Source organism: Agromyces binzhouensis, assembly GCF_004135055.1.
Lineage (GTDB): Bacteria > Actinomycetota > Actinomycetes > Actinomycetales > Microbacteriaceae > Agromyces > Agromyces binzhouensis.
On record NZ_SDPL01000106.1, the window covers coordinates 1 to 8460 of the forward strand.

Genomic DNA, 8460 nt, shown 5'->3' on the forward strand with positions numbered 1-8460 from the left:
TCGACGGACCGCTCGGGTCGCCGATCGGCGCGACCGCGCCGGCGAGGCCGAGGGCCACGGCGGCGGCCCCGGCGGAGAGGTGGGCGAGGAGTCGGCGCAGGCGTCGAGGAGGGGTCGACTCGGCCGGCATGGAGGCGATTCTACGGGGACCGACCCGGGAGGTCGTGGGGCGTCGCCGGGCTGCGCCGGACGCCGAACGCGGTGCACTGGGGCAGCCCTGCCTAACATGGAGCAATGCAGAGTGTCGCGGAGGCCCTCGACCGGCTCGCGGGTCTGGCGGCCTCGCCGACGGTCGCCACGCTCGCCGACGCCTTCCGGGCGGCCGGATTCGAGCTGGCCCTGGTCGGTGGCCCGGTCCGCGACGCGTTCCTCGGTCGAGCGACGAACGACCTCGACTTCACGACGGATGCCACGCCCGACGAGATCCTCGCCGTGGTGAAGCCGGTCGCCGAGGCGCACTGGGACATCGGGCGCGCGTTCGGCACCATCGGCGCGATCGTGCACGGCCACACGGTCGAGATCACGACCTACCGCGCCGATGCCTACGACGGCACCTCGCGCAAGCCCGAGGTCGTGTTCGGCACCTCGCTCGAGGACGACCTCGTGCGGCGCGACTTCACGGTCAACGCGCTCGCCCTGCGCCTGCCCCAGCGCACCCTCGTCGACCCCTCGGGCGGAGTCGAGGACCTCATCGCCCGGGTGCTGCGGACGCCCGCGGCGCCCGAGGTCTCGTTCGGCGACGACCCGCTGCGGATGATGCGGGCCGCACGCTTCGCGTCCCAGCTGGGGTTCGAGGTCGAACCGGACACCCTGGCCGCGATGGCCGCGCTGGCGCCCGAGATCGACCGGATCTCCGCCGAGCGGGTGCGCGACGAGCTGTCGAAGCTCCTGTGCACGGGCGCCGCGAGCCGCGGCATCCGGCTGCTCGTCGACAGCGGGATCGCGGCGCGCGTGCTCCCCGAGGTCCCGGCACTGCGGCTCGAGATCGACGAGCACCACCACCACAAGGACGTCTACGAGCACAGCCTGACCGTTCTCGACCAGGCCGTCGACTACGAGGTCTCGCGCGGGGTGCTCGTCTCCCCCGACCTCGTGGTGCGCCTCGCGGCGCTGCTGCACGACATCGGCAAGCCCGCGACGCGGAAGCTCGAGCCGGGCGGTGCCGTGTCGTTCCACCACCACGACATGGTCGGCGCGAAGCTCGCGAAGAAGCGCCTGCGTGCGCTGCGGTTCGACAACGACACCATCAAGGCGGTGTCGCGGCTCATCGAGCTGCACCTGCGCTTCTTCGGGTACACGGATGGCGCGTGGTCCGACTCGGCGGTGCGCCGGTACGTGCGCGACGCGGGCGACCAGCTCGAGCGGCTCCACATCCTGACGCGGGCGGACGTCACGACCCGCAACCGCCGCAAGGCCGATCGCCTCGGGTTCGCGTACGACGACCTCGAGGAGCGCATCGCCCGGCTCGCGGAGGAGGAGGAGCTCGCGGCCGTGCGCCCCGAGCTCGACGGGCAGCAGATCATGGAGATCCTCGGCGTCCGCCCGGGTCCGGTGGTCGGCGAGGCGTACCGGCACCTGCTCGAGGTGCGCCTCGACGAGGGCCCGATCGGGCCGGATGCCGCGCGCGAGCGCCTGCTCGCCTGGTGGGCCGCCCGCGGCGACGCCTGAGCCCCCTCCCGCCGCCGATGTGCGCGGCGCCGAGGCATCCGTTACACTTGACAGGTTGTCTGCGTGCCCGAATCCGGGCCTCCGCAGTTCGACGCATGAACACCCTCCTGTCACAGAACGTCTGTGACCGCTGAGTCCGAAGGAGGTGGGTCTGTCATGCACCAGTACGAGCTGATGGTCATCCTCGATCCGTCGATCGACGAGCGCACCGTTGCTCCGAGCCTCGACAAGTTCCTCAACGTCATCCGCAACGATGGCGGCACCGTCGACAACGTCGACATCTGGGGCAAGCGTCGCCTGGCGTACGAGATCGACAAGAAGTCCGAGGGCATCTACGCCGTCGTCGACTTCACCGCCGAGTCCGCGACCACCAACGAGCTCGACCGCCAGCTGAACCTCAGCGAGGCCGTCATGCGCACGAAGGTGCTCCGCGCCGAGGAGGCGATCGCCCAGGTCGCCGCCGTGAAGAAGGCCGAGGAGGCGAAGGCCGCGAAGAAGGCCGCCGCCGCCGCGAAGGCCACCGCCAAGAAGGACGCCTAGTCCCCATGGCCGGCGAGACCGTCATCACCGTGGTGGGCAACCTCACCGCCGACCCCGAGCTGCGCTACACGCAGAGCGGACTGGCTGTCGCGAACTTCACGATCGCGTCGACGCCCCGCACGTTCGACCGTCAGGCGAACGAGTGGAAGGACGGCGAGGCCCTCTTCCTGCGTGCGAGCTGCTGGCGTGAATTCGCCGAGCACGTCGCCGGATCGCTCACCAAGGGAACCCGGGTCATCGCTTCCGGACGTCTCAAGCAGCGCTCCTACGAGACGAAGGAGGGCGAGAAGCGCACCAGCATCGAGCTCGAGGTCGACGAGATCGGCCCGAGCCTGCGCTACGCCACCGCGTCCGTGACGCGCGCCCAGTCCAACCGCGGCGTCGGCGGCGGCGGAGGCGGCTCCTTCGGGGGCGCCCAGCAGTCCTCCGACGACGCGTGGGCGCCGAGCGCGCCCGCCCAGTCCTCGGGCGGCGGCGACGTCTGGAACACCCCGGGCACCAACTACGGCGACGAGACGCCCTTCTAGGCCGCCAGGCCGGCGACGGATGCCACGTGGCATCCGCTCGCACCCGAAACTCACACACGATTAGGAAAGAACCATGGCTGGAAAGAGCAGCGGCGACCGCCGCAAGCCTCGCGGCGGCAAGGGCGCGAAGAACGCCGCCCCCGCGAAGTCCGTCAAGGTCGGCGTCATCGACTACAAGGATGTCGCGACCCTTCGGAAGTTCATCTCGGAGCGCGGGAAGATCCGCGCCCGTCGCATCACCGGTGTCTCCGTGCAGGAGCAGCGCCTCATCGCCCGCGCAGTGAAGAACGCGCGCGAGATGGCGCTCCTGCCCTACTCGGGCTCCGGCCGCTAAGGAGCACGGAAATGGCAAAGATCATCCTCACGCACGAGGTCTCCGGTCTCGGCGAGGCCGGCGACGTGGTCGAGGTCAAGAACGGGTACGCCCGCAACTACCTCGTCCCCCAGGGCTTCGCGACCCCGTGGACCCGTGGCGGCCAGAAGCAGGTCGACCAGATCAAGGCCGCGCGTGCCGCGCGCGAGCTGCACTCCCTCGAGGACGCACAGGCCCTCAAGGCCAAGCTCGAGTCGGCGAAGGTCAGGCTTGCCGTCAAGGCCGGCCTCGGCGGCCGCCTGTTCGGCTCGGTCAAGCCCGCGGATGTCGCGTCGGCCGTCGCCGACGCCGGCCTCGGCGAGATCGACAAGCGCAAGGTGGAGTTCACCGCTCCGGTGAAGTCGGTCGGCGACCACGAGGTCACCGTCAAGCTGCGCGACGAGGTCACCGCGACGGTCACCCTCCAGGTGGTCGCGGCGAAGTAGTCGCTTCCGACGCACGTACGACGCGGCGGTGGGCTGAGGCCCCCGCCGCGTCGTCGTTCTGCGTGCCGTTCGGGGTCGCCCTACACCCGTCGGTCCGGCCGCCGCAAGTCCGCATTTCGGGGTGCTGTCCTCAGGTTTGTACACAGGAGGGCGGAAGCGGCGGAGGGAAAACGGAAGAATTTTCCCCCCACAGGTGTGGATTCGAGAAACCGCAGGTCAAGCACGAATTCACGCCATGTCATTCACAAGATTTCCACAGTTCTCCACAGGGACTGTGCACATGTTCCACGGCGTTTCGCCCACGTCCTCCACAGAGTTATCCACAGGGCGGCTTGTGCTGCGGGAACCCCTTCCTTATGGTGAGTCAGTCTCCTTCGGAATGACGCCGTGAACGGGCCCCGCCAGAGCCGTTCGACGAGGTGTCGGGGGGTCCGGCGAGACTGGTCGCGGGGCGATGGATCATGCCCGGCGGGCGAGCGGAGGTAGGAATTGTCGATCGCGCATCTGGGGATCGCCGAGCCGGTCGACGAGGCCGAATCCCGTCGCGGCGAGCGGACCCCGCCGCACGATCTCCTCGCAGAGCAGAGCGCGCTCGGCGGCATGATGCTCTCGAAGGACGCGGTCGCCGACGTCATCGAGACGCTCCGCGGAATCGACTTCTACGTGCCCAAGCACGAGGTGGTCTTCAACGCCATCCTCGCGCTGTACTCCCACGGCGAGCCCACCGACGTCATCGCCGTCACCGATGAGCTCACCAAGAACGGCGAGCTGCAGCGGGCGGGCGGCGTCGAGTACCTGCACACGCTCACGAGCCTCGTGCCGACGGCGGCGAACGCCGGGTACTACGCCTCGATCGTCGCCGAGCGGGCGCTCCTGCGCCGCCTCGTCGAGGCCGGCACGCGCATCGTGCAGATGGGCTACGCGGGCGAGGGCGAGGTCGTCGAACTCGTCAACAACGCCCAGGCCGAGATCTACTCGGTCACGGGCTCGGTCGAGAGCGAGGACTACGTCCCGCTGACCGACGCGATCGGCACCGCGATCGACGAGATCGAGGCGGCGAAGCACACCGACGGCAAGATGACCGGCGTGCCGACCGGCTTCGCCGACCTCGACGACCTCACCAACGGCTTCCACCCCGGGCAGATGATCATCGTCGCCGCGCGTCCTGCGATGGGCAAGTCGACGCTCGCGCTCGACTTCGCCCGGTCGGCGGCGATCACGCACGACCTGCCGACGATCTTCTTCTCGCTCGAGATGGGGCGCAGCGAGATCGCGATGCGACTGCTCTCGGCCGAGGCATCCGTGCCCCTGCAGAACATGCGCAAGGGCACCGTCGACTCGCGCGACTGGACCACCATCGCCTCGACCCGCGGCCGCATCAACGACGCACCGCTCTACATCGACGACTCCCCCAACATGACGCTCGTCGAGATCCGGGCCAAGTGCCGCCGCCTCAAGCAGCGCGTGGGCCTCAAGATGGTCGTCATCGACTACCTGCAGCTCATGACGAGCGGCAAGCGCGTCGAGAGCCGGCAACAGGAGGTCTCGGAGTTCTCGCGTGCGCTGAAGCTGCTGGCCAAGGAGCTCCAGGTGCCCGTGCTCGCACTGTCGCAGCTGAACCGCGGTCCCGAGCAGCGCGCCGACAAGATGCCCGCGCTCTCCGACCTCCGCGAATCGGGTTCGATCGAGCAGGACGCCGACATGGTGATCCTGCTGCACCGCGAGTCGGCGTACGAGCGCGACAGCCCGCGCGCGGGCGAAGCCGACCTCATCGTCGCCAAGCACCGGAACGGCCCGACCCGCACCGTGACCGTGGCGTTCCACGGCCACTTCTCGCGGTTCGCCGACATGGTGCAGGTGTAGCCGACCGTCGTCAGAGCTTCTTCAGCGTCGCGGCGATCCGCGAGACGTCGTCCTCGTCGTTGTAGAAGTGGAGCGACAGGCGGAGGTTCCCATCTCGGGCCGCAGCCACGATCCGCTGCTCCCGGAGTCGCGCGAGGATCTCGACCGCGTCGCGGTCTCCGAGCGGCACCGATACGATCGTGCTCCGATTGGGCGGAGGCAGATCGCGCGGCACCCAGCCGGCATCGGCGAGTGCTGAGCGCAGCACGTCGGACAGTTCCGCGTTGCGGCGGTACACCGCCTCTGGACCGAACGTGTCGAAGACCGACAGTGCCGCCTCGTCGCCGACCGCGGCGAGCCAGCTGATGGAGTTGTCGAACCGGGATGCCGTCGTCGAGAGCTCCATGCTCGGTCCGAAGAAGCTCGCGAGTGGCTCCGCTCCCGCCTTCCAGCCCGCGTTGACGGGCGTGAGCCGGTCCTGCGCGCGAGGCGACAGGTAGCAGTAGCCGATGCCGCGGCCCGCATTGAGCAGGAACTTGTGGTCGGATGCCGCGAGCACGTCGATCCAGGGCAGGTCCCCTGCCACTGATGCCGCGCCGACCAGCTGCGCTCCGTCGACGAACAGCAGCGCGCCGACCGCACGTGCGATCCGCCCGACCGATGGGATGTCCGTGCGATGACCCGTCGCGGTCTGCACTCCGCTGACCGCGACCAGTTGCGTGCCGCCGTCGACATGAGCGGCGATGTCGTCGGGCTCGAGCCCGCCGTTGCGGAACGGCACCTGCCGGACCTCGTAGCCGTGATGGACCAGCATCCGCCACGGGAAGTGGTTCGAGCTGTACTCCCGCTCGCCGATCACGACGTTCGACCCGGCCGACCTCTCGGATGCGAGTTGCGCGACGACCAGGCCGGCGGCGGCGGACACGGACGCGATCAACGCGACATCGGACCGGTCGGCGCCCATCAGCCCCGCTACGATCGAACGGGACGCCTCGGCTGCGGCCTCACCCCTCGGGAAGTCGAGGCCCGCCGCGGTCCACTCATCCACATACCGCCGCAGTGCCGCCGAGAGACGGACGCTCGCGAGACCGACCGCCGCGGTGTTGAGGTAGACCGAGTCCCGCGTCGCCGGAAACAGACCCCGGGCCTCCCGGATGTCCTCGACGCGATCCCTCGACGTGTGGGCGATGCGCTCGCTCTATCCGCCGCGATCCCGGGCCCTCCTCGACGGACGGTGACGAGCGAAGCCGATCGACGCGGCGCGGTGCGCAGGAGCATTGACGCGGGTCGCTGCGGTTGGGATGCTGGCAGCGCCCGAGTCGCAACGCAGCCGGAAGGCGGTCCGAGATGGTGCTGTCCAGGCGAGCGGTCGAGTCGAGGGATTCGATCCGGTCGGTCACGTCCTTCCTCGCAGGCATGCAGGCTGCCGCTGACGATCCGGATGCGCTCGACTTCACGTTCGGCAACCCGCACGAACCGGCCCTGCCCGGGCTGGTCGACGCGATGCGCGCGCAGCTCGAGCCGCGATCCGTGGACTGGTTCGCCTACAAGACCAGCGAGCGCGAGGCGCAGGAAGCCGTCGCGGAAGGACTGCGCGGCGAGTTGGGACTGGACTTCGAGCACGACGACATCGCGATGACGCAGGGCGCCTTCGGCGCCATCCAGCTCGCCTTCGCCCTGCTGGCCGATGCCGGAGACGAGGTCGTCATCCCGGTGCCCGGCTGGTTCTGCTACGCGCCGATGCTGCACGCGGCCGACCTGGTGCCGGTCGGCGCCCCGCTCGCGCCGGTCGACTTCAGCCTGGATGTGACGGAGATCGAGCGCGCGATCACGTCGCGCACGCGGATCGTCGTCGTGAACTCGCCGGCGAACCCGACCGGTCGGGTCTACCCGAAGGAGACCTGGGACGCGCTCGCGCAGGTCCTCGACGACGCGTCGCGTCGGCACGGTCGTCGCATCTGGCTGCTCTCGGACGAGCCCTACCGACGCATCCGCTTCGACGGCATCGGGTTCGCGAGCCCCGCGGGCTCCTATCCCTGGACGGTCGTCGACTACAGCTACGGCAAGGTGCTGCTCGCCCCGGGCCAGCGGCTGGGTTACCTCGCCATCTCCCCGCTGCTCGAGCCGGCCGAGCGCACGACGCTCCGCGAAGCGGCCACGCCGGTACAGCTCGCGATCGGGTGGGGCTTCCCCGACGCGCTGATGCAGTACTCGGTGCCGGCGCTCGAGGGCGTGTCGATCGACCTCGCCGAGCTCACTCGGAAGCGGGACCGGATGTACGGTTCGCTCCAGTCCGCCGGGTACACGCTGACCAAGCCGGAGGGCACGTTCTACCTCTGGGGTCGCGCGCCGGGCGGCGACGCCGCGGCATTCTGCGGCGCCCTCGCCGAGCGCGGCGTCTACCTGATGCCGGGCACGCTGTTCGACCAGCCGGCCCACTTCCGGATCTCGCTGACCGCGACCATGGAGACGATCGAGCGGGCGTTGCCCGCGCTCGAGGAGGCGAACGCCTGATCGCCCGTCACGGCCCGGCGTCGCCGGTCGGGCCGAGCAGGTCGCGGACCACGGCCCGACCGACGCGATCGCCGGAGACGAGCGCGCCCTGGATCGACGCGGTGTCGCGGTGGTCGCCGGCGACGTAGAGCCCGTCGCCCAGCCGTGCGGGGCGCCGCGCGCGGAGGGGTGGGAGCTGCGCGGGGAGCGCGTCATGGAGGTCGTCGCGTCGGAGCAGGCTCCACACGGAGGCATCCGTCGCCCAGATCTCGCCGAGGTGGCGGCGCACGTCCGCCTCCGCAGGTGCCGCAGCGGGGTCGGCGCGCGCGGCTGCCGGGAGCAGGTTCGTCGCCGCGACGAGGTGCATCCCGCTCGGTGCCGAGGCGGGGACGGTGTGCGAGAGCACGACCGCATTCACGATCGGACCGGCTCGGCGGCCGTCGACGGCGAGCATGGCGGACGCCGTGGGCGCCTCGGCGGCCGCGAACCACCAGGTCTGCAGCCCGCGCGTCTGCGGAGCCGGCACGTCGACGAGGCTCGCGACGGCCTCCGGGCCGACGGCGACGACGACGGCGGATGCCGCGACGCTCGA

General features: G+C 70.3%; 8 protein-coding genes and 1 pseudogene. 7 read left to right on the forward strand and 2 right to left on the reverse strand.

Features of this window, described 5'->3' with window-relative positions; all coding sequences use genetic code 11:
* Window positions 1-234: 234 nt before the first annotated feature.
* From ESO86_RS07315 to dnaB, 6 genes are all read left to right on the forward strand, one after another.
* The gene (locus ESO86_RS07315; RefSeq protein ID WP_129234310.1) at window positions 235-1668 is read left to right on the forward strand and encodes a CCA tRNA nucleotidyltransferase; all 1434 of its coding nucleotides are present in this window, start codon (window positions 235-237) and stop codon (window positions 1666-1668) included.
* 156 nt (window positions 1669-1824) lie between these two features.
* Entirely contained in the window at window positions 1825-2208 is a 384-nt protein-coding gene (rpsF, locus tag ESO86_RS07320; protein WP_129234311.1) for a 30S ribosomal protein S6, read from the forward strand.
* A gap of 5 nt (window positions 2209-2213) precedes the next feature.
* Entirely contained in the window at window positions 2214-2735 is a 522-nt protein-coding gene (locus ESO86_RS07325) for a single-stranded DNA-binding protein (protein ID WP_129234312.1), read from the forward strand.
* A gap of 73 nt (window positions 2736-2808) precedes the next feature.
* Complete coding sequence (gene rpsR, locus ESO86_RS07330) at window positions 2809-3069, forward strand: 30S ribosomal protein S18 (RefSeq protein ID WP_067947514.1); 261 nt, start codon at window positions 2809-2811, stop codon at window positions 3067-3069.
* 11 nt (window positions 3070-3080) lie between these two features.
* On the forward strand, window positions 3081-3533 hold the full coding sequence (gene rplI / locus ESO86_RS07335) for a 50S ribosomal protein L9 (RefSeq protein WP_129234313.1): 453 nt from the start codon (window positions 3081-3083) through the stop codon (window positions 3531-3533).
* A 489-nt stretch (window positions 3534-4022) separates the two neighbouring features.
* Window positions 4023-5396 (forward strand): replicative DNA helicase, encoded by a 1374-nt coding sequence (gene dnaB / locus ESO86_RS07340; RefSeq protein ID WP_129234314.1) that lies wholly within the window; start codon window positions 4023-4025, stop codon window positions 5394-5396.
* A gap of 10 nt (window positions 5397-5406) precedes the next feature.
* Here dnaB and ESO86_RS07345 read toward each other — a convergent pair whose 3' ends face one another.
* Entirely contained in the window at window positions 5407-6423 is a 1017-nt protein-coding gene (locus ESO86_RS07345) for an aminotransferase class V-fold PLP-dependent enzyme (protein WP_129234315.1), read from the reverse strand.
* A 368-nt stretch (window positions 6424-6791) separates the two neighbouring features.
* Between ESO86_RS07345 and ESO86_RS07350 the strand changes: the two genes are divergently transcribed.
* Entirely contained in the window at window positions 6792-7889 is a 1098-nt protein-coding gene (locus ESO86_RS07350) for an aminotransferase class I/II-fold pyridoxal phosphate-dependent enzyme (RefSeq protein WP_242492256.1), read from the forward strand.
* Window positions 7890-7896: 7 nt separating this feature from the next.
* Here the strand turns inward: ESO86_RS07350 and ESO86_RS18695 are convergent.
* Window positions 7897-8460: pseudogene (locus tag ESO86_RS18695) on the reverse strand (NAD(P)/FAD-dependent oxidoreductase); the annotation flags it as partial.